Annotated in this window: 19 protein-coding genes; 11 read left to right on the forward strand and 8 right to left on the reverse strand. The window is 38.5% G+C overall.

The genetic code is table 11. The annotated features are described in order from the left end of the window. Nucleotides 1-77: 77 nt before the first annotated feature. The 4 genes from ACT2CV_RS06835 to ACT2CV_RS06850 are packed head-to-tail and all read right to left on the reverse strand — an operon-like array spanning nt 78 to nt 3,723. The gene (locus ACT2CV_RS06835) at nt 78-1,214 is read right to left on the reverse strand and encodes a glycerate kinase (RefSeq protein ID WP_464972785.1); all 1,137 of its coding nucleotides are present in this window, start codon (nt 1,212-1,214) and stop codon (nt 78-80) included. A gap of 41 nt (nt 1,215-1,255) precedes the next feature. Then, nucleotides 1,256-2,629 carry an anti-phage deoxyguanosine triphosphatase gene (locus tag ACT2CV_RS06840; protein WP_464972786.1) on the reverse strand — a complete coding sequence of 458 codons (1,374 nt, stop codon included), beginning with the start codon at nt 2,627-2,629 and terminating at the stop codon, nt 1,256-1,258. Then, complete coding sequence (locus ACT2CV_RS06845; RefSeq protein ID WP_464972787.1) at nt 2,630-3,313, reverse strand: CidB/LrgB family autolysis modulator; 684 nt, start codon at nt 3,311-3,313, stop codon at nt 2,630-2,632. It lies immediately after the preceding gene. After that, the gene (locus tag ACT2CV_RS06850; protein WP_464972788.1) at nt 3,310-3,723 is read right to left on the reverse strand and encodes a CidA/LrgA family protein; all 414 of its coding nucleotides are present in this window, start codon (nt 3,721-3,723) and stop codon (nt 3,310-3,312) included. Before ACT2CV_RS06850 ends, ACT2CV_RS06845 begins: the two co-directional genes overlap by 4 nt. A gap of 105 nt (nt 3,724-3,828) precedes the next feature. Between ACT2CV_RS06850 and ACT2CV_RS06855 the strand changes: the two genes are divergently transcribed. The 3 genes from ACT2CV_RS06855 to ACT2CV_RS06865 are packed head-to-tail and all read left to right on the forward strand — an operon-like array spanning nt 3,829 to nt 5,911. Continuing rightward, on the forward strand, nt 3,829-4,326 hold the full coding sequence (locus tag ACT2CV_RS06855; RefSeq protein ID WP_464972789.1) for a thermonuclease family protein: 498 nt from the start codon (nt 3,829-3,831) through the stop codon (nt 4,324-4,326). Then, the gene (locus ACT2CV_RS06860; protein ID WP_464972790.1) at nt 4,326-5,525 is read left to right on the forward strand and encodes an aminotransferase class V-fold PLP-dependent enzyme; all 1,200 of its coding nucleotides are present in this window, start codon (nt 4,326-4,328) and stop codon (nt 5,523-5,525) included. The genes ACT2CV_RS06855 and ACT2CV_RS06860 overlap by 1 nt, the downstream gene beginning before the upstream one ends. Before the next feature lie 2 nt (nt 5,526-5,527). Then, nucleotides 5,528-5,911 carry a SufE family protein gene (locus ACT2CV_RS06865; RefSeq protein ID WP_464972791.1) on the forward strand — a complete coding sequence of 128 codons (384 nt, stop codon included), beginning with the start codon at nt 5,528-5,530 and terminating at the stop codon, nt 5,909-5,911. 52 nt (nt 5,912-5,963) lie between these two features. Here the strand turns inward: ACT2CV_RS06865 and ACT2CV_RS06870 are convergent, their stop codons facing one another. The 4 genes from ACT2CV_RS06870 to ACT2CV_RS06885 all read right to left on the reverse strand — a co-directional run bounded on the left by ACT2CV_RS06870 (nt 5,964) and on the right by ACT2CV_RS06885 (nt 11,174). Further along, nucleotides 5,964-6,890: a LysR family transcriptional regulator gene (locus tag ACT2CV_RS06870; protein ID WP_464972792.1), complete on the reverse strand. Its 927-nt coding sequence runs from the start codon at nt 6,888-6,890 to the stop codon at nt 5,964-5,966. A gap of 104 nt (nt 6,891-6,994) precedes the next feature. Then, on the reverse strand, nt 6,995-8,158 hold the full coding sequence (locus ACT2CV_RS06875) for an N-acetylneuraminate epimerase (protein WP_464972793.1): 1,164 nt from the start codon (nt 8,156-8,158) through the stop codon (nt 6,995-6,997). Between the two features lie 96 nt (nt 8,159-8,254). Further along, on the reverse strand, nt 8,255-10,102 hold the full coding sequence (locus tag ACT2CV_RS06880; protein WP_464972794.1) for a TRAP transporter large permease subunit: 1,848 nt from the start codon (nt 10,100-10,102) through the stop codon (nt 8,255-8,257). Nucleotides 10,103-10,190: 88 nt separating this feature from the next. Continuing rightward, complete coding sequence (locus ACT2CV_RS06885) at nt 10,191-11,174, reverse strand: sialic acid TRAP transporter substrate-binding protein SiaP (RefSeq protein ID WP_464972795.1); 984 nt, start codon at nt 11,172-11,174, stop codon at nt 10,191-10,193. 303 nt (nt 11,175-11,477) lie between these two features. On the opposite strand from ACT2CV_RS06885, the gene ACT2CV_RS06890 reads away from it, so the two are divergent. The 8 genes from ACT2CV_RS06890 (at nt 11,478) to metE (ending at nt 19,878) form a co-directional block, all read left to right on the forward strand. Then, nucleotides 11,478-12,164, forward strand: a complete 687-nt coding sequence (locus ACT2CV_RS06890) for an N-acetylmannosamine-6-phosphate 2-epimerase (protein WP_464972796.1) — start codon at nt 11,478-11,480, stop codon at nt 12,162-12,164. Between the two features lie 55 nt (nt 12,165-12,219). Further along, nucleotides 12,220-13,098 (forward strand): N-acetylmannosamine kinase, encoded by an 879-nt coding sequence (locus ACT2CV_RS06895; protein ID WP_464972797.1) that lies wholly within the window; start codon nt 12,220-12,222, stop codon nt 13,096-13,098. Nucleotides 13,099-13,114: 16 nt separating this feature from the next. After that, the gene (gene nanQ / locus ACT2CV_RS06900; RefSeq protein WP_464972798.1) at nt 13,115-13,585 is read left to right on the forward strand and encodes an N-acetylneuraminate anomerase; all 471 of its coding nucleotides are present in this window, start codon (nt 13,115-13,117) and stop codon (nt 13,583-13,585) included. Between the two features lie 29 nt (nt 13,586-13,614). After that, on the forward strand, nt 13,615-14,478 hold the full coding sequence (locus ACT2CV_RS06905) for a MurR/RpiR family transcriptional regulator (protein WP_464972799.1): 864 nt from the start codon (nt 13,615-13,617) through the stop codon (nt 14,476-14,478). A gap of 11 nt (nt 14,479-14,489) precedes the next feature. Then, nucleotides 14,490-15,368, forward strand: a complete 879-nt coding sequence (gene nanA, locus ACT2CV_RS06910) for an N-acetylneuraminate lyase (RefSeq protein ID WP_464972800.1) — start codon at nt 14,490-14,492, stop codon at nt 15,366-15,368. 58 nt (nt 15,369-15,426) lie between these two features. Continuing rightward, nucleotides 15,427-16,230, forward strand: a complete 804-nt coding sequence (nagB, locus tag ACT2CV_RS06915; protein ID WP_464972801.1) for a glucosamine-6-phosphate deaminase — start codon at nt 15,427-15,429, stop codon at nt 16,228-16,230. A 50-nt stretch (nt 16,231-16,280) separates the two neighbouring features. Next, nucleotides 16,281-17,423 (forward strand): N-acetylglucosamine-6-phosphate deacetylase, encoded by a 1,143-nt coding sequence (gene nagA, locus ACT2CV_RS06920; RefSeq protein ID WP_464972802.1) that lies wholly within the window; start codon nt 16,281-16,283, stop codon nt 17,421-17,423. A 181-nt stretch (nt 17,424-17,604) separates the two neighbouring features. Continuing rightward, on the forward strand, nt 17,605-19,878 hold the full coding sequence (gene metE, locus ACT2CV_RS06925) for a 5-methyltetrahydropteroyltriglutamate--homocysteine S-methyltransferase (RefSeq protein ID WP_464972803.1): 2,274 nt from the start codon (nt 17,605-17,607) through the stop codon (nt 19,876-19,878). Nucleotides 19,879-19,957: the final 79 nt, after the last annotated feature.

The raw sequence follows: 19,957 nt of genomic DNA on the forward strand, positions 1-19,957 counted from the left end.
ACTTTTTTGTTAAGCGATGATTTTTTAAGCTTAACGATGAAAACCACAACAAACTGCGGTTAAATTTTTAACTGTTTTTAATTCATTGTCATATGTAAGGTAGCCGCAACATTTCTTGCAGTAATTTCTAAGTTTTGTTCAGCCTCTGCAAAAGCTTCTTCTAGGTTACAAGTACGGTTTAAAATACTGAATACCGCGTCTATTCCATGTTCATAAACCACATGAATATCTTGACCTAAACTACCTGCAATACAAATCACTGGAATATTAAATTTTTTAGCGACTGCTGCAACACCAACAGGAACTTTACCATTAATACTTTGATGATCAATGCGCCCCTCGCCTGTAATCACTAAATTAGCGCCTTCCATCTTTTGTTCTAACTGAAGTAATGTCGTGATAATTTTAATGCCACTTTTTAATTCTGCACCTAAAAATCCAGCAAAAGCTGCGCCAAGTCCACCAGCGGCTCCCGCACCAGACAGGTGTTTTACTTCAACTTGGAGATCTTGCCAGATAATATCACCATAATGATTTAATGCCTTATCTAGCTGTTTGACCATTTCTGGGGTCGCACCTTTTTGAGGACCAAAAATCGCAGATGCCCCCTTTTCTCCTACCAATGGATTTGTTACATCACAGGCAATTTCAAAGCAACATTCTTTTAGGCGAGGATCCATATTGGATATATCAATATGAGCTAAACGGATCAATTCTGCCCCGCCATATCCAATAGCTTTATGTTCTTTATCAAGCAGTTTTGCTCCCAGAGCTTGTAACATGCCTGCCCCGCCATCATTTGTGGCGCTACCACCTAATCCAATAATGAAATGGCGAACACCTAGATCTAATGCAGCTAAAATTAATTCACCCACACCATAAGTTGTTGTAAACAACGGATTACGTTTATCCATTGGTACTTGTTCAAGTCCACAAGCGGCAGCGACTTCAATAAATGCCACGCTTTGATCTTCGGAAACTCCAAAGAAACCTTTTAACTGACAACCTAAAGCATCGGTCACATTTAATTCAATTTTACGTCCATTTGTCACTTCGACCATAGTATCAACAGTGCCTTCCCCGCCATCCGCAACGGGCACTTTAATATAGGTTGCTGTTGGAAATATTTGTTTAAAACCCTTTTCAATGGTTTCCGCTACTTGTAAAGCAGAAAGGCTTTCTTTATATGAATCTGGCGCTATGACAATTTTCATTATCGACTCCTAAAACTTGTAAAAATTACACCGCACTTTTATTAAAAATTAACCGAAGATGACAATTGTCGATATACTTTTAATGCATAAGCATCCGACATACCCGCCATATAATCACAGATAATTCGCTTTTTGCCATTTTCATCAGCATTACGCCAACGATTTGCTGTATTACGAGGCAATAAACGTTCAGGATCACTCTCAAAAATTTGGAACATTTCAGTTAAAATGCGTTGTCCTCGGTATTCAATGCGCTGCGTTTCCACATCTCTGATCACAAATTCAAACACAAATTCTTTAAAAATATTCAGTACTTGCTCCACTTCTTGTGGCAATTCAGCATTGTAACGTAGCAAAGGCTCATCAAATTCGGCTGTCAGTTTCCAGCGGACATTGGTAATAAAATAGTTAACTAATGCACCAATGGCATTTTTGCGTTCATAATGATAATCGGAAAACAATTTTTCGGTTAGATCATCAATATGTTGTCGAACCCAATCAGAACAACATTGTTTTAGCTTTTGTAATGCATTCTGCCATAAATTGCGATCTACCATGCCAACCACAATGGCATCTTCCAAATCATGCACGCCATAAGCAATGTCATCCGCCAATTCCATAATGCTGCAATCTAAGGATTTAAAGCACGTTTTCAAAAACTCTTGCGGATTTGACCGCACTTTTTGCAATTTCATAAACAAGCTTTTATCTTCTGCTGTGAGTGGCTCTAATAACCAATCAAACATCGCTAGATCATCGCGAAAAACCCCTTTGCCCGGTCGCCAATCGATTTTTCGTAAAGTATGTTGCTCATGAAATGAGGGTAAATCCAATTGCGCATATTGCGGTGAAGTTTCATCTAAAATGGCAGGATATTTCACTATACCGAGAAGTGTGCGACGCGTTAAATTCATTCCCGCATTTTGCGTATAGGGCTCTAACTTGGTCAACAAGCGGAACGTTTGTGCATTGCCTTCAAAACCACCGCTATCTCGCATCATGGAATTTAATGCAGTTTCGCCACCATGACCAAAAGGAGGATGCCCAATATCATGGGCAAAACAAAGACTTTCTATCAAATCATTGGTAGGTAGCAATGGTTTCAGCTCTTTTTGTAGTTCCGCTTTATCAATGTTTAATTGTTCCGCCAATTTAGTATAAGAATCCACAAATTTCAGCTGAGATGTGAGGCTGCTACCAATTTGCGCCACTTCCAAAGAATGCGTTAAACGGGTACGAAAAAAATCATTCTCACCAACCGCATGAATTTGCGTTTTAGCTTGTAAGCAACGGAATGACGCGCTATGCAAAATGCGAGCACGATCGCGTCTGAATGGCGGACGATGATCTTTTTCTCTCGGTTTATTACTGACAAATCGTTCTAACCAAGCCGATTTCAGATTATTTCTTAACATTTATGCCACCATATAAATTAATTTAAACACAAGTGGCGCAAGAATGGAGCTAATAATGCCACATAGTACTAATGCAATTGAGCTATAAGAACCCGCTTTTGGATCTTTTTCAATAACAATAACAGTACCTAAGGCATGTGACATGGAACCTATCGCCAAACCAATTCCCTCTGAACTTTTTAAACCTAATTTTTTTAATATCACATAGCCCAAAATTGCACCTTGCAATCCTGCTAAAATCACGCCTACCGCAGCAATGGCAGGAATACCGCCCAAATTATCACTAACAGCCATCGCAATAGGGGTTGTCACTGATTTAGAAATGACCGAAGCCACAATTTCCTTATTCGCCCCTAACCATATTGCTAATCCAGCACCTGTTGCCATAGAAAAAATAGAAGCTAATGTGGTAATTAATAAAATACTTTTCCAAAAAGCCATAATTTGTTTTAACTGCTGATACAAAGGTAACGCTAATGCAACTAAGCTCAGATTAAGTAAATTATTTAAAGGCGCATTACCTGCCATATAAGTATCATAAGTCACATCAAAGCTCACTAATATAGCCACTAACATTAACACGCTCAGTACCAATGTGTTAAATACCACTGATTTCAATTTTTTATTAATTTTCAATGCGATAGAAAAGCAAACCAGCGTTAATAAAGTAAAAAGATAAATCATTTTCCTTCCTTAATTCGACGTTGTAATACTTTATGGCGAAGTCGAGAAAATGAACGACGTAAAAATAAATAATCCGCCAACACACCAAACACAACCAGCGTCAAAAGCGAACTCACCACATTAGGAATCACAAAGGCTTTCGCCTGTGAAATTAACAAATCAAAATATTTCATAATACCAACACTGGCTGGTACAAAAAGCAATGCCATATAGCTCAACAGCAAATTTGCGCCAGAATAAATCCATTCCAATTTAATGGTTTGTGTCGTTAAGCCGAAAAATAGCAATAATAATCCGAAAATGCTCCCTGGAATCCCCACCGGAACTAAATAGGCAATACCCTCTCCGATATAGAGCAGCACATATAAAATGGCAAAACTTCTTAATAAATCAATAACTTTCTTTTTCATAACCTTATCATCCAAATATTATTCCTGATTATTTTACGCTTATTTTTTCATTTTTACGCTTTTTTTCAGTAAAATATACTCAATGTTTTGATATAAATACAAAATATGCACAAAATTACGACTTTTTTAACCGCACTTTTTCTTCTTTTTTGTTCTTGCCAAGCTTTTTCTCAAGTTCGTTGGATGAATTGTTATGTCGTCGGTGTGAGCGATGGCGATACCATTACTTGCTTATTGGAAAATCGTAAGCAGCTAAAAGTTCGCCTCCAAGAAATTGATGCACCTGAAAAAAAACAAGCGTTTGGTCGTCGTGCACGCCAAACCTTAGCCGCGTTAGTCCATAAAAAACAGATACAGCTTGCCATCTCAGGTTATGATCGCTATCAACGCGTTTTAGCCACGCTTTACACAAACAATAAAGAAAACATTAATTTACGCATGGTGCAACTTGGAATGGCTTGGGCATTTGAAAAATATATGCGAGATCCACAATATCTTCAGGCACAACATCAAGCGCAACAACAGCGAATTGGTCTTTGGCAAGATCCTCAGCCTATTCCTCCTCATGTATTTCGCAAACAAAAAGCGCGAGGCAATCACTAATGTTTAACAATCATATGTTCCGTTCTGCATTTCCTTATTTTAAACAACCTAATGCCACCATTTATTTAGACAGTGCAGCAACGGCACTTAAACCAGAATGTTTAATTGAAGCCACAACAGCATTTTACCAATCCGCTGGCTCTGTTCATCGCAGCCAATATGATGCTGAGCAAACAGCTTGTTATGAGCAAGCCAGAAAGCAAGTGCAACAATTAATCAACTCAGAAACAGAACGCGCAGTGATTTGGACATCGGGCACGACGCAAGCAATTAATATGGTGGCAAATGGATTGATTCCAGCTTTTGAACCGAACGATGAAATAATCATTAGCCAAGCGGATCATCATGCCAATTTTGTGACTTGGCAGCAAGTGGCGCAAAAGTGCGGTGCAAAATTACATATTTTACCATTACAAGATAACTGGCTTATTGATACCAATATTTTGTTAGAGAAACTCAATGCACAGACAAAGCTTGTCGCGATCAATGTGATGTCAAATGTAACAGGCACACAGCAGCCCATAGAAGATCTTATTCGCTTAATACGCGCTAAAAGCAATGCCTTGATTTTATTGGATGCCGCTCAAGCGATTAGCCATATCAAATTAGATTTGCAACAATTAGACGCAGATTTCATTGCCTTTTCAGCGCATAAACTTTATGGACCAACAGGTTTAGGCGTATTAAGTGGCAAACTCTCTTCCCTAGAATTACTGCAACCCTTACAATATGGCGGAAAAATGGTGTCCTATGTATCCGCCGAAAAAAGCGACTATTCGGAATTGCCCTATCGATTAGAAGCTGGCACGCCAAATATTGCTGCAGTGATTGGTTTTAATCAAGTTTTACATTGGTTAACACAATGGGATTTATCCTCCACCGAGCAATATTGTCTCTCTCTCGCAGAGCAAGCAAAAGCGCGGTTAAAAAATTATGAGAATTGCCAATTATTCTGCGCACCACATCCAAGCAGTATCATTAGTTTTACCTTTAAAGGCATTGCTAATTCAGATTTAGCCACCTTGCTCGCAGAACAACATATCGCTTTACGCTCAGGTGCGCATTGTGCCATGCCCTATTTACAACGTTTAGGCGTCCACAGTACCTTACGTTTAAGCTTGGCGCCTTATAATAATCAGCAAGATATAGATGCATTTTTTAGTGCTTTAGACAAAGCACTTTCATTACTAACGGAATAAACATGAGCATTCAACAACAAATTAAACTGGCAAAAAGTTGGGAAGAACGCTACCGCTTGCTTATTCAAGCAGGAAAAAACTTGCCCCAACCTTCTGAGCGGGAATTGCAAAAATGGACAAATATTGATGGCTGTGAAGCAAAATTATGGCTAAAAATGTCACTAAATATTGACCGCACTTTGCAGCTACAAGCTTATAGCGAAGCACGTATTATGAATGGTTTATTATGGTTGCTGATACAAGAGTATAACCATCAGCCTATTGAATCCCTACTCACATTAGATATTACCGCATTTTTCAATGAGTTAGGCATTGCACAACGACTCAGCGAAACCCGATTAAATGGGCTTAAACAAATTGAAAACCACATAAAAAAACTCGCTTAAGCGAGTTTTTTATTAGGTCTGCAATCCTAATACAAGATCACAAGAACTTAGATCATTCAAGCACAGATAAACCTTGTAATGTTGAAAAACTTTGTGATTTCACCGTTTCATAAAAATCATTAATGAACGCACTTTCCACATCAAATTCTCGATAGGCTGCGTATAAATTGCTATATAAACCCTTTGGCGTAATTTTTCTTGCCACAATATAACCGCGATCCAAATAAGGTTTCGCCGCCCAAAAAGGTAATGCCGCAATGCCTCTTTTACTGGCAACAAGCTGAATAATAGCGATGGTTAATTCACTGGTGCGACGCGCTGGATTAATGCCTTCAGGTTTTAGCACTTTACGTAATAAATCGAGCATATCATCGGGAACGGGATAAGTAATCAAGGTTTGATCCTCAAAATCCTTGGCCAGCCAAATTTCTTTTTGCGCGAGAGGATGATCTTTTGCGCATAAACCAACCATTTCATAGGAGAATAAAGGCTGATAGATAATTCCTTCCGTCTCCTCCGCTTCAGAAACCACTGCCCAATCAGCTCGATGTGTGAGCAATAAACCGACGGGATCCGTATGGAAACCAGATACAATATCTAATTCTACTAAAGGCCAATGCGTACGGAAACTATCCATCGCAGGCATTAGCCAATCAAAGCAAGTATGGCATTCTACTGCAATCCGCAATTCCCCCGCTTCTCCTTGCTTCACGCGAGAAAGATCTCGCTCCGCTTCTGCTACCTTCGGCATAATATCATTGGCTAATTTAATCAAGCGCTCGCCTGCTGCAGTAAAACGTAAAGGTGATGTTTTACGCTCAAACAAAGGCAATCCATATTGTTCTTCCAATAATTTAATCTGGTGAGAAAGGGCGGATTGGGTCAAATAAACACGCTTAGCAGCAAGAGAAACAGAGCCTGTTTCCTTCAGTGCTAATAAAGTTTTCAAATGACGAAGTTCAAGAAAAGTGGGTTTCATGAGAATAATTCATTAAAACAATCAATATAATGAATCGTATTTTACAAAAAAATAACCGCAACTTTAATAAAAAATTAAAGTGCGGTTAAATTTAGTCGAGTTTCTTATTCAACAACAAGTTTTTTGCCATCAAAGCTCATGGTTTTCACTTCAGTTAGCGCTTTACCGCCATCTGTTTCACCACCAACCATTAACACTTTGTTGTTGTATGGTAATGCAACACCATAGGCAATGTTAATTGGGTATTCACCAACAATTTTCCATGTACCCATTTTTTCATTTAATGCATAAACTGCATTATGGAATGTTTTCTTCAAGCCGCCAGTACGGTGTGCATCGTTGATACCTTTCGCGTAGTTTGCACGTGCACCTGGGAAGTTTGCACCACCAGTTACGATGTAGTTACCATTTGTGTAGCCACCCATACCACCAGCTAAACCATCTTGTTGCGCAAAACCTTTTGGTGCAGGTAATTTACCTAATTGTTTCCATGTAATGCCATTTTTGCCAATAGTACCAATTTCTGTTGTATCAGTACGAAGACCTGCTTTGATTTCACCATTCACAACCAGTAATTTATCGCCTTTCACTGCAATTGCAGCACCCGCACGACCTGAATATGGGAAATGACCTTCATTACGCCATGTATTAGTTGCTGGCTCATAGCTTAAGACATCCGCGTTAAATAAGAAGTCTTGATGACGTAAATTAAAGTAAGCATCGAAAATTGGTTTTTCCGCAGCTTTTTTCTCATCACCTTCTTTTGTACCCACTGCTGCTTTTGCATCTTGGAATAAACCATTCCAGATTTCATGGTTTACACCACCGATGAAATAAATTTTGCCATCTTTAGCCACCGCACTTGCACCAACTGAGGCTGAACGAGGTGAGCGAGTTTGTAATTTTGTCCATGTTTTATCTGCTGGGTTGTAAACATGTACATCATTAATGATTTGGTTTGCAGCTACATCTGTATTTTGCATACCACCAAACACATACAATTTACCATCAACTACTGCAGAAACAGGTTGATTACGTGCACCACCTGGGAATGCAGGTAACTCTTTCCATTGACCATCTTTTTCTTTTAAGTTCAATGCGAAGAATTTATCGCCACCAGAACCTAAACCAACATAAACTGTATCGCCCATTAATGCGCCAGTACCGCTTTTGATTCCAACTGGAAGATCTGGGTATTGTGCCGCATTTGCATTAAACGCCATTAAACCAAATACTGATACAGCTAATAAAGATTTTGTAAATTTCATAAGATAGCTCCTTCATTAAGAGATTGTATGAGTGGGAATTTACTTATTCATAAATAAATTCCCTGTTATAAAAACGTTGCTTTTTTTCACCGCACTTTAAGGCATTAATAAGTTCGGTATAAATGTAATAATTTGTGGGAAGATTGTAATTAATACCAAGGTTAAGAAAATTGGTACTAAGAACGGTAATATTCCTTTGGTTACGGTGGATACAGACATATTACCTACACGAGCCACCACAAATAACGCCATTCCCATTGGTGGAGTTAAAATACCAATCATCATATTTAATGTGGTCATCACACCAAAGAACACAAGGTCAATACCAAAATGCACCGCAATTGGAATTAACATTGGTAAAACTAAGAATTGCAATGCCAGCGCATCAATAAACATCCCTAAGAATAAGAGAAGTAAATTGATCATTACTAACACCATGATTTGACTATCAGCGAATGCCATGAACGCATCAGCAATGCGGATTGCTACCTGTTCACGCGCAATCATATCGCCAAAGAATGTAACGGTCATCACCATTAATGCTGTTACACCCGTAATAGAAATGGCTTCAACACAACTTCTGAATAATGCCGCTAATGTTAATTCTTTATAGACGAATTTACCTACAATAACAGAATAGGTTGCCGCAAATACCGCAGCTTCAGTTGGTGTAAATAAACCTGAGAAAATACCGGTGATAATTAAAACTGGCGTTAAGATTGCCCAAATACTTTCTTTGAATGATTTGCATAACTGCTCACGCGTAGCTTTTGGTGTCTTAGGATAGCCACGTTTTTTCGATACGAAGTAGTTCATCGCCATTAATGCTGCGGTAACAATTACACCCGGCACAAAACCAGCAACGAAAAGTTTTGCAATACTTTCGTTAGCAATAACACCGTAGATAATCATTGCGATACTTGGTGGCACTAAAGGGCCAATAATGCAAGAAGCTGCTGTAATCCCACCACAAATATCATCGTCATAGCCGGCATCACGCATTGCTTTGATCTCTAACTGACCTAAACCACCCGCATCAGCAAGTGCAGAACCTGACATACCAGAGAAAATCAAACTTGCACCGATATTTACATGTCCCATACCACCGGTATAGTGACCTAATAAATTTTTAGCGAAATCAAAGATCTTCGTCGTAATCCCCCCAGTATTCATCAAGATACCAGTTAAAATAAAGAATGGTACACTTAACAATGGGAAGCTATTTAAACTATCCACTAATTTACTTGCTGCAGAGTTTACGATATTCCAGCGCGTCATTGAGAAATACACAATGGTTGTAATAAACAATGACCAACCTACTGGCGTACCAAGGAACATGATAATGAGCCACACACCGAGGGATACATATACTGCTGAACTACCAAACTTCACATAATTAGAAATGCGTAAGACTTTAAACCAATCAGGTTGTAAAAATAAAATGGCAAGAATAATCACCGCACTTATAACAAAGAATAACGCAGGGAGATAACTGGTTTTATTTTTGTAGCATTCCACTTGTACTTCTAAAAAGCGATAGAACATCAAAATGGAAATGAAAGGTAACCCTGCGTAAAGCCATTTTTCCGAGATATCTAATGACACAATTTTGAAATTAGCGTCTAGCCAAGTTTTTAATCCTAAATGGAGAAAAAGAATAATAGAAACAAAAATTAAAATCTGTATAAATGAATTTACTGCTCTTTTTATCGGTGGGGACATTCTATTGGTAATAAAATCAATATAAACGTGCTGTTGACTGCGCACCGCCATACTGATCCCCAGTAATCCCGCATACACAAATAATAAACGAGCTAATTCCTCACTCCAGATGATCGGTGATTGAAACACCTGACGAGCAATAATTTGAGCAAGTAAAATTAAAAAAATGATCAGTAGTAAAGAACCACCAATCCATTCTTCTAACTTATTGAAGAACTTCATAGCGCCTCCAAAATATCAGGCTTCTTCATTAAGGTGATTAGATATATTCTAGGGCATCTTTCAATGCCCTAGAAATTAGATTAAATGATTATTGAGCTAATTTAGACAATGATTCCATTGCTTTCTTACCAGCTTCGCCAGTACGCTGTAAATAATCATCATAATATGGTTTTAACGCTTCTTTGAATGGTTTCAAATCAGGTTGAGTAACGTTCATACCTTTTTCTTTAAAGAAGGTAATTAAATTTTCTTCACCTTCTTTAAATAATTTTGTGTGGTATTCCGCTGTTGCCATCGCCGCATCTTTAACCACTTTTTGTAAGTCTTCTGGTAACTCATTTAACGTTTCATTACTAACTAAGTAAAGTTGGTCATTAAGGATGTGGTTGGTTAAAGCTAAGTTTTTCTGTACTTCGTAGAATTTTTGCGCTTGGATAGTTGGTAATGGGTTTTCTTGACCATCTACAGAGTTAGTTTGTAATGCAAGATAAACTTCAGAGAACGCCATTGGAGTTGGAGCTGCACCAATATATTTAGCAAATGCTAAGTTAGTTGCTGCATTTGGAACACGAAGTTTTAAGCCTTTCATATCCTCAATGCTATTAATTGGACGGTTAGACGTTGTTTGACGTGTACCATTGTAAGCAACACCTAACATTTTTACGCCAAGCTCTTTATCTATTTTAGCTAATAAATCTTTACCAAATTCAGTTTCTAATAATGCTTTTTTAGAGAACTCGAAGTTAGGCACCATATAAGGTAAAGCAAAAATTTCTGCTTCAGGATAGAAAATTTGGAAACGAGCACTTTCACCTAATGTGAAATCTAACGCACCATCTTTCAATTGTTTTAACATTGCACGGTCATCACCTAATTGTGCAGCAGGGAAAATTGCAACTTCAATTTTGCCAGCAGATTTATCTTTAACTTCTTTTGCAAAGAATTCCACTGCTTTATATTCATTTGAACTTGTGCCTGCTACCAAACCAAATTTAAGGTCATAGTCAGCTGCGAATACAGAAGATGATGCACAAGCTACAAGTGCTGCAAGAGCTAATTTTTTAAAACTCATAGAAAATTCTCCTATTAAATAGTAGATGATTAGAAATGAAACTTTAGATAACAAATAAATTTATTACCCGTATAACTAAACTACGCACACATTCTAAAACAATAAAACTATTTTCTTAAGGTAAATTTGTTATTTTTGGAGTATTTTTATCAGATTTGTGACCTTCATCACAATTCTGACATTTTTTTATGAAAAAAAACTCCATTTTTAATACCATTCTTATTGTAATTTCTATATAATGAGCCAACTTTAAAAAGTCATCTAAACATATTTTATCAAATCACTACATTTTTGGGAGTAATTATGTCAACACCTCTTCATCATGTACTCAACCAAATTCAATATGGATTAATTGCCTCTTGCCAACCTGTCGATGATGGTCCAATGGACAAACCTGAAATTGTTGCCGCCATGGCGCAAGCTTCAGTTGTTGGTGGTGCTGCTGGTCTTCGTATTGAAGGTATTGAAAATTTAAAAGCGACAAGACCTACCGTATCTCTACCAATTATTGGTATCGTAAAACGCGATTTACCTGATAGCCCAATTCGTATCACCCCATTCTTACAAGATATTGAAGATTTAGCAGCGGCAGGTGCAAATATCATCGCAGTAGATGGCACAGATCGTGTTCGCCCAGTGGATCGTGAAAGTGCGGTGAAAAAAATTCATGAATTAGGTTGTCTAGCCATGGCAGACTGCTCTAATTTAGAAGAAGGTTTATATTGTCAACAATTAGGTTATGACATTATTGGTAGCACCATGTCTGGTTATACTGGCGGTGAAGTACCAGAAGAACCTGATTATCAATTGGTAAAAGATTTAAAAGCTGCCGGTTGTTTTGTCATGGCTGAAGGTCGTTATAACAGTCCTGAATTAGCCAAAGTTGCTATTGAAATTGGTGCGGATTCTGTCACTGTTGGTTCAGCATTAACTCGCTTAGAACATATCGTAAGTTGGTTTGCTGATTCAGTAAAATCTGCTCAAAAATAAAATATGATAGGCGGTATATCTGCCTATACTATTCATTCTATTTAAGGAATATATTATGCGTTGTTTAGCAATTGATATTGGTGGCACCAAAATCGCTACCGCATTGGTTGAAAATAACACCTTAACTCAACGCCAACAAGTCACAACACCACAAGAAAATGCGGGCAATGCAATGCATCGTTGCTTAGCAGATTTGGTTTCCCAATATCAAGGGCAATTTGATTATATTGCCGTTGCTTCAACAGGCATTATAAATCAAGGTATTTTAACCGCACTTAATCCGAAAAATTTAGGCGGATTAGCGGAATTCCCTTTAAAAGCGAGCATTGAAGCCAATACAGACAAACCAGTTTTCTTACTCAATGACGTGCAAGCCGCAGCCATTGCAGAATATCAGCATGAAGATCAAAGTGCGGTGAAAAATTTGGTATTTATTACCGTTTCAACGGGTGTCGGTGGCGGCATTATTCAAAATGGCGCATTACTGACTGGACCTCATGGTATTGCGGGCCATATTGGCCATACCCTTGCAGATCCCAATGAAGTTGTTTGCGGCTGTGGTCGCAGAGGTTGTGTTGAAGCAGTTGCTTCCGGCAGAGCAATTGAAGCGGTATCAAGTCAGTGGAATCCACCTTGCACACCAAAACAAGCCTTTGAGTTATTCCGCCAAGGTGATGCCAAAGCCACTGCATTAATTGAACGTTCTGCAAAAGCGATTGCTAATTTAATTGCTGACTTGCGTATCAGTTTAGATACACAAAAAATTATTTTAGGCGGCAGCGTTGGACTGGCAGAAGGCTATCTGCCATTGGTTAAAAAACATTTAGAAAATCTACCGCACTTTTATCATTGTGACATAGCTAAAGCACAATATGCAGGTGACGCTGGACTTATCGGTGCAGCAGCTTGGGGATTATCACAACTCAAACCATAATACGAGGAAAAAGCATATGTATATTGGTGATCTCAATCGTAACGACTATCGTCGTGATTTACCAAAAGTATTAGCAGATATTTGCGATTATCTAAAAACCTTAGATTTACAACAATTAGAAAATGGTCGTCATGATATTAATGATGAAATCTACATGAATGTGATGACGCCAACAAGCGATGCTGCGGAAAATAAGAAAACAGAATTACACCATAAATATATTGATTTACAACTCATTATTTCTGGTGCTGATGGCATGGAATATGGTGTTGCTTACCCTGATTTAGCTTTATATGAAGCCTACAATGAAGCTGATGATTATCAGGTAACGGATAAACCAATTGCTGATAAGAATTGGATTGTTGTACAGCCACATCAATTTGTCGTTTACTACCCATTTGAGCCACATAAACCTTGTTGCAATATCAATGGCGAAGTCATCAAATTGAAAAAATTAGTGGTCAAAGTGCCAGTTTCATTGTTGTAGTTTTCTTTACAACATAAGAGGAATAAGCGATGGGAAATCTCAATATTTTAGAACGAATTGCGGGCTTACGTTCCAGTTTCACTAAAACAGAAAAACGGATTGCAGAACGTATTTTGCAAATGCCTGATTTCTTAACCTATTCCTCTTTATCTGAAGTCGCAACCAGCCTTGAAGTTGGCGAGGCAACCTTCATTCGCTTTTGTCGAACATTAGGGTTTAAAGGGTTTAGTGACTTCAAAATGGAATTTGCCATTGAATTGGCCACCCAAGAACAACGTTCAAGCAACTTACTTGATACCCAGATTACCCCTGATGATAGCCCCAATTTAATCGCAGATAAAATGCAAGCCGTACTCAATAATGTTATTGAGGAAACTATTAAATTATTGGACTTTACGGTATTAGAAAATGTGGTGAATGAATTACGTGTTGCAAGGCGCATTTTCTTATTTGGTGTTGGTTCTTCTGGCATTACAGCCGAAGATGCCAAAAATAAATTTATGCGTATCGGCTTGCAAGTTGATGCCACCAGCAATAACCATTTTATGTATATGCAAGCCGCATTAATGAAAAAAGGTGATGTAGTCATAGGCATTAGTCATTCAGGTCATTCTCAAGAAATCACTCAAGCCTTATCTATCGCTAGAAAATCAGGTGCAAAAATCGTTGCTATTACCCATAACGCACGTTCACCAGTGACAAAGGTATCGGATTATGTTCTGCAAAATGGTAACCGCCAAGGGTTGCTGCAAGGAGATTCCATTGGAACAAAAATCACTCAATTATTCATTCTTGATCTAATTTACGCATTATTAGTTCAAGCAGAAGAAGAAAAATCAATTTCAGCAAAACAAAAAACACTCAATGTTATTTTAGAACAACGTCAAAAATAGGAGAACGTTCTATGAAAAACTTAAAAGGTATTTTCAGTGCTTTATTAGTATCTTTCAATGCTGATGGCTCTGTAAACGAAAAAGGCTTACGTGAAATTGTTCGCTACAACATCGACAAGATGAAAGTGGATGGTTTATATGTTGGTGGTTCAACAGGTGAAAACTTCATGCTTTCCACTGAGGAGAAAAAAGAAATTTTCCGCATTGCAAAAGACGAAGCAAAAGATCAAATCGCACTTATCGCACAAGTTGGTAGCGTAAACTTAAAAGAAGCCATCGAATTAGGTAAATACGCAACAGAATTAGGCTATGACAGCTTATCAGCCGTTACCCCATTCTATTACAAATTCAGCTTTGCAGAAATCAAACATTATTACGATAGCATTATCGAAGCCACTGGCAACAATATGATTGTTTACTCTATTCCATTCTTAACAGGCGTAAACATGGGTATTGAGCAATTTGGCGAATTATATAAAAATCCGAAAGTTATCGGTGTTAAATTCACTGCCGGCGATTTCTATTTATTAGAGCGCTTGAAAAAAGCCTATCCAAACCACTTAATCTGGGCTGGTTTTGATGAAATGATGTTACCTGCGGCTTCATTAGGTGTAGATGGTGCAATTGGTTCAACATTCAACGTCAATGGTGTTCGTGCTCGTCAAATTTTTGAATTAACTCAAGCGGGTAAATTAAAAGAAGCACTTGCAATTCAACATGTTACCAATGATTTAATCGAAGGTATCTTAGCAAATGGCTTATATTTAACCATTAAAGAATTGTTGAAATTAGATGGTGTTGATGCAGGCTATTGTCGTGAACCGATGACAGCGAAAGCATCAGAACAACAACTGGCAGTGGCTAAAGAACTTAAAGCAAAATTTTTATAAAAAGTAGGAAAAAATAGACCGCACTTTTAAAAAGTGCGGTCAGTTTGGGGGTAATTTTATGCGTTTAATTCCATTACAAAATGATGAACAAGTAAGTAAATGGTCGGCTCGCTATATTGCAGATCGAATCAATCAATTTAAACCAACAGCAGAACGTCCTTTTGTGTTAGGTTTACCAACCGGCGGCACACCATTAAAAACCTACAAAGAATTAATTAAACTCTATCAAGCAGGCGAAGTCAGTTTCAAACATGTTGTGACATTTAACATGGATGAATATGTTGATTTACCAAAAGAGCACCCTGAAAGCTATCATTCTTTCATGTTTAATAATTTCTTTAATCATATTGATATTCCACATGAAAACGTCAATATTTTAAATGGAAATACCGATAACCATGATGAAGAATGTCGCCGTTATGAAGAGAAAATTAAATCTTACGGAAAAATTCATTTATTTATGGGCGGCGTAGGTAATGATGGACATATTGCGTTCAATGAACCCGCTTCATCATTAAATTCCAGAACACGTATCAAAACATTAACACCAGATACGTTAATTGCTAACTCTCGCTTCTTCAACAACGACATTAATCAAGTACCAAAATATGCGTTAACCATTGGTGTTGGTACTTTATTGGACTCAGAAGAAGTGTTACTGCTTGTCACAGGTCATCAAAAAGCGCTTGCATTACAAGCTGGCGTGGAAGGTCCTGTAAATCATTTATGGACTATTAGTGCATTACAACTACATCGTCACTGCATTATGGTTTGTGATGAACCAGCAACTCAAGAACTTAAAGTAAAAACAGTCAAATATTTCACAGAATTAGAGGCAAACGCCATCCATTCTGTTATCTAAAAATAAAGAAAAGGATGTGCATACATCCTTTTTTATTCAGGAGAATAACTATGACATACGCACTCACTAATTGTGTAATTTATACTGCAAAATCAGTATTATATGAACATTGCGTGGTTGTCGAACAAGATAAAATTCAAGCCATTTTGCCCGAAAAAGAACTCAACCAATCGATTCAACGTATCGATCTTCAAGGAGCAAATCTCACTGCTGGCTTTATTGATTTACAACTCAATGGTTGTGGTGGCGTTACCTTCAATACAGAACCAACCATCGAAACCCTTGAGATTATGCAAAAAACCAACTTAAAATCAGGGACAACTAGCTACTTGCCAACTTTAATTACGTCACCAGATGAAGATATAAAAAGTGCGGTCAAAACAATGCGAGATTATTTAGCAACCCATAAAAATCAAGCATTGGGGCTGCATTTAGAAGGACCTTATTTAAGTTTGGCAAAAAAAGGCGTTCACCGAGAAGAATATATTCGTGAAATCAGCCAAGAAATGAAAACCTTTTTGCTTGATAACGCTGATGTGATTACTAAAATCACTATGGCAGCCGAAAATCCAACGGCACAATATATTCCTGAATTTGTAGAAAAAGGTATTATCGTTTCCATTGGCCATTCCAATGCAAGCTATGACGTCGCCAAAGAAGCCATCGCGAAAGGTGCGACCTTTGCAACTCATTTGCATAATGCAATGTCTCCAATTAGCTCTGGACGCGATATGGGCGTTGTAGGCGCAGTTTTGGATTCTGAAGAAGTTTATGCAGGCATTATTGCAGATGGTTTGCATGTAACTTTCGGCAATATTCGTATTGATAAATTAGCAAAAGGCGAAAAACTGTGCTTAGTTACTGATGCTGTTGCACCAGCTGGCGCAAACATTGACAAATTTATTTTCGTTGGCAAAACCGTTTATGTGCGTGATGGTAAATGCGTCGATGAAAATGGCACGCTCGGTGGTTCAGCAATCACAATGATCGAGTCAATTCGCAATGTTGTTCAGCACGTAGGCATTCCGCTTGATGAAACCTTAAGAATGTGCAACTACTACCCTGCTAAAGCCATCAAAGTAGATGATCATTTAGGATCCATTGAAGTAGGAAAAATTGCTAACTTAACGGCATTTACTAACCAATTTAAAGTTATTGGTACCGCAGTAAACGGCGATTGGCACACTTTCTAACATCACAAGCGCGGTGAAAAAATCATAAATTTTCACCGCACTTTTTTAAACTACATCATTAAAATTATTCATAAATAAAATGAAAAATATGAATTTGATTAAATAGTAATTTTAGCGCATTATCCTATCAAACAGATGTTTAGACGTCTAAATCATTAATCAAAAGATAGGAGATATTACTATGACAACATTCCACGTTTTAGGTTTTCCACGTGTCGGTGCAAAGCGTGAATTAAAATTTGCCCAAGAACGTTACTGGCGTAAAGAATTAAGTGAGCAAGATTTATTAGATTTAGCCAAAGCGTTGCGTGAGAAAAACTGGAAACACCAAGCGGATGCAAATGCTGATTTCGTGGCAGTGGGCGATTTCACGTTCTACGATCACATTTTAGATTTACAAGTGGCAACAGGTGCGATCCCAGCTCGTTTTGGGTTCGATAGCCAAAATTTAACCCTTGATCAATACTTCCAATTAGCTCGTGGTAACAAAGAGCAATTTGCGATCGAAATGACCAAATGGTTCGACACTAACTATCACTACCTTGTACCAGAATTCCAAAAAACAACCGAATTCAAAGCCAACCCAGCTCACTATGTACAACAAATTCGTGAAGCAAAAGCGGCAGGCCACAAATTCAAACCAGTCATCGTCGGTCCATTAACATTCCTTTGGTTAGGGAAAGAAAAAGGCGAAGCCTTCAACCGTTTTGACTTATTAAACAAATTAGTGCCAGTTTATGTAGAAATCTTAAATGCCTTAGTGGCTGAAGGTGCTGAATGGATCCAAATCGACGAGCCAGCCCTTGCCTTAGACTTACCAAAAGAATGGGTAGAAGCCTACAAAGCAGTTTACGCAACCTTTGCAGACCAAGTGAAAGCAAAATTATTATTAGCGACTTACTTTGGTTCAGTGGCAGAACACGCTGCGCTGTTAAAAGACTTACCCGTAGACGGTTTACACTTAGATTTAATCCGTTCCCCAGAGCAACTTGCTGCCTTTGAAGATTACAGCAAAGTACTTTCAGCGGGTGTGATCGAAGGTCGTAACATTTGGCGTGCGAACCTAAACAAAGTATTAGATGTGGTTGAGCCGTTAAAGGCAAAATTAGGCGAACGCTTATGGATTGCACCAAGCTGTTCATTACTTCACACGCCATTTGATTTAAGCGTTGAAACTCAATTACAAGAGAAAAACCCTGCACTTTACAGCTGGTTAGCCTTCACATTACAAAAAGTACAAGAGTTAAACGTATTAAAAACTGCGCTTGAAAAAGGTCGTGATGCCATTAAAGCAGAATTAGATGCAAGCCAAGCGGCTGCGGACGCGCGTGCAAATTCTAAAGAAATTCACCGCCCTGAAGTGGCAGAGCGTTTAGCAAACTTGCCAGCGAATGCTGACCAACGCAAGTCACCATTTGCAGAGCGTATCGAGAAGCAAAATGCGTGGTTGAACTTACCGCTTCTACCGACTACCAACATCGGTTCATTCCCACAAACCACGGAAATCCGCCACGCTCGTGCGAGCTTCAAAAAAGGCGATTTAAGCCTTGCTGATTATGAAGCAGCAATGAAGAAAGAGATCGAATATGTGGTGCGTCGCCAAGAAGAACTTGACCTTGATGTGCTTGTTCACGGTGAAGCAGAGCGTAACGATATGGTGGAATACTTCGGTGAATTATTAGACGGTTTTGCGTTTACCAAATTCGGTTGGGTACAAAGCTACGGTTCACGCTGCGTAAAACCACCAGTAATTTACGGTGATGTGGTTCGTCCAGAGCCAATGACTGTGCGTTGGTCACAATATGCACAAAGCTTAACCAAAAAAGTGATGAAAGGGATGCTAACGGGTCCTGTCACCATTTTACAATGGTCATTCGTGCGTAACGATATTCCACGTTCAACCGTATGTAAACAAATCGGTGTGGCGTTATCTGACGAAGTATTAGACTTAGAAAAAGCAGGCATCAAAGTGATCCAAATCGACGAGCCAGCAATCCGTGAAGGTTTACCGCTCAAACGCGCCGACTGGGATGCGTACTTACAATGGGCAGGCGAAGCGTTCCGCTTAAGCTATATGGGAGTACAAGATGACACGCAAATCCACACCCATATGTGTTACTCTGAATTTAACGACATCTTACCAGCCATTGCCGGTTTAGATGCCGACGTAATCACGATTGAAACGTCACGTTCAGATATGGAATTATTAACCGCATTCGGCGATTTCAAATACCCGAACGACATCGGCCCAGGCGTGTACGACATTCACAGTCCACGCGTGCCAAAAGCGGAAGAAATTGAACACTTACTCCGCAAAGCGTTGAAAGTGGTGCCAAAAGAGCGTTTATGGGTCAACCCAGACTGTGGTTTAAAAACCCGTGGCTGGACAGAAACCATTGCTCAATTAGAAGTAATGGTGGCAGTGACCAAAAAATTACGTGCAGAATTGGCGTAATTTAAGCTAACTCGCTAGTCAAGCACATCATCAAAATCCTCGTGTTATTATCACGAGGATTTTTTGATCGCTTTTTAAG

The sequence above is a fragment of the Reella acinonychis genome (assembly GCF_052384575.1).
Lineage (GTDB): Bacteria > Pseudomonadota > Gammaproteobacteria > Enterobacterales > Pasteurellaceae > JBQSUQ01.

Excerpts from the sequence above, each read along its gene's own strand:
- ACT2CV_RS06875 (WP_464972793.1), bottom strand. The coding sequence starts at position 8,158 with ATGAAATTTACAAAATCTTTATTAGCTGTATCAGTATTTGGTTTAATG.
- nagB (WP_464972801.1), top strand. The coding sequence starts at position 15,427 with ATGCGTTTAATTCCATTACAAAATGATGAACAAGTAAGTAAATGGTCG.
- ACT2CV_RS06895 (WP_464972797.1), top strand. The coding sequence starts at position 12,220 with ATGCGTTGTTTAGCAATTGATATTGGTGGCACCAAAATCGCTACCGCA.
- ACT2CV_RS06890 (WP_464972796.1), top strand. The coding sequence starts at position 11,478 with ATGTCAACACCTCTTCATCATGTACTCAACCAAATTCAATATGGATTA.
- nanQ (WP_464972798.1), top strand. The coding sequence starts at position 13,115 with ATGTATATTGGTGATCTCAATCGTAACGACTATCGTCGTGATTTACCA.
- metE (WP_464972803.1), top strand. The coding sequence starts at position 17,605 with ATGACAACATTCCACGTTTTAGGTTTTCCACGTGTCGGTGCAAAGCGT.
- ACT2CV_RS06855 (WP_464972789.1), top strand. The coding sequence starts at position 3,829 with ATGCACAAAATTACGACTTTTTTAACCGCACTTTTTCTTCTTTTTTGT.
- ACT2CV_RS06845 (WP_464972787.1), bottom strand. The coding sequence starts at position 3,313 with ATGATTTATCTTTTTACTTTATTAACGCTGGTTTGCTTTTCTATCGCA.
- ACT2CV_RS06880 (WP_464972794.1), bottom strand. The coding sequence starts at position 10,102 with ATGAAGTTCTTCAATAAGTTAGAAGAATGGATTGGTGGTTCTTTACTA.
- ACT2CV_RS06885 (WP_464972795.1), bottom strand. The coding sequence starts at position 11,174 with ATGAGTTTTAAAAAATTAGCTCTTGCAGCACTTGTAGCTTGTGCATCA.
- ACT2CV_RS06835 (WP_464972785.1), bottom strand. The coding sequence starts at position 1,214 with ATGAAAATTGTCATAGCGCCAGATTCATATAAAGAAAGCCTTTCTGCT.
- ACT2CV_RS06850 (WP_464972788.1), bottom strand. The coding sequence starts at position 3,723 with ATGAAAAAGAAAGTTATTGATTTATTAAGAAGTTTTGCCATTTTATAT.
- ACT2CV_RS06905 (WP_464972799.1), top strand. The coding sequence starts at position 13,615 with ATGGGAAATCTCAATATTTTAGAACGAATTGCGGGCTTACGTTCCAGT.
- ACT2CV_RS06870 (WP_464972792.1), bottom strand. The coding sequence starts at position 6,890 with ATGAAACCCACTTTTCTTGAACTTCGTCATTTGAAAACTTTATTAGCA.
- ACT2CV_RS06860 (WP_464972790.1), top strand. The coding sequence starts at position 4,326 with ATGTTTAACAATCATATGTTCCGTTCTGCATTTCCTTATTTTAAACAA.
- nanA (WP_464972800.1), top strand. The coding sequence starts at position 14,490 with ATGAAAAACTTAAAAGGTATTTTCAGTGCTTTATTAGTATCTTTCAAT.
- ACT2CV_RS06840 (WP_464972786.1), bottom strand. The coding sequence starts at position 2,629 with ATGTTAAGAAATAATCTGAAATCGGCTTGGTTAGAACGATTTGTCAGT.
- nagA (WP_464972802.1), top strand. The coding sequence starts at position 16,281 with ATGACATACGCACTCACTAATTGTGTAATTTATACTGCAAAATCAGTA.
- ACT2CV_RS06865 (WP_464972791.1), top strand. The coding sequence starts at position 5,528 with ATGAGCATTCAACAACAAATTAAACTGGCAAAAAGTTGGGAAGAACGC.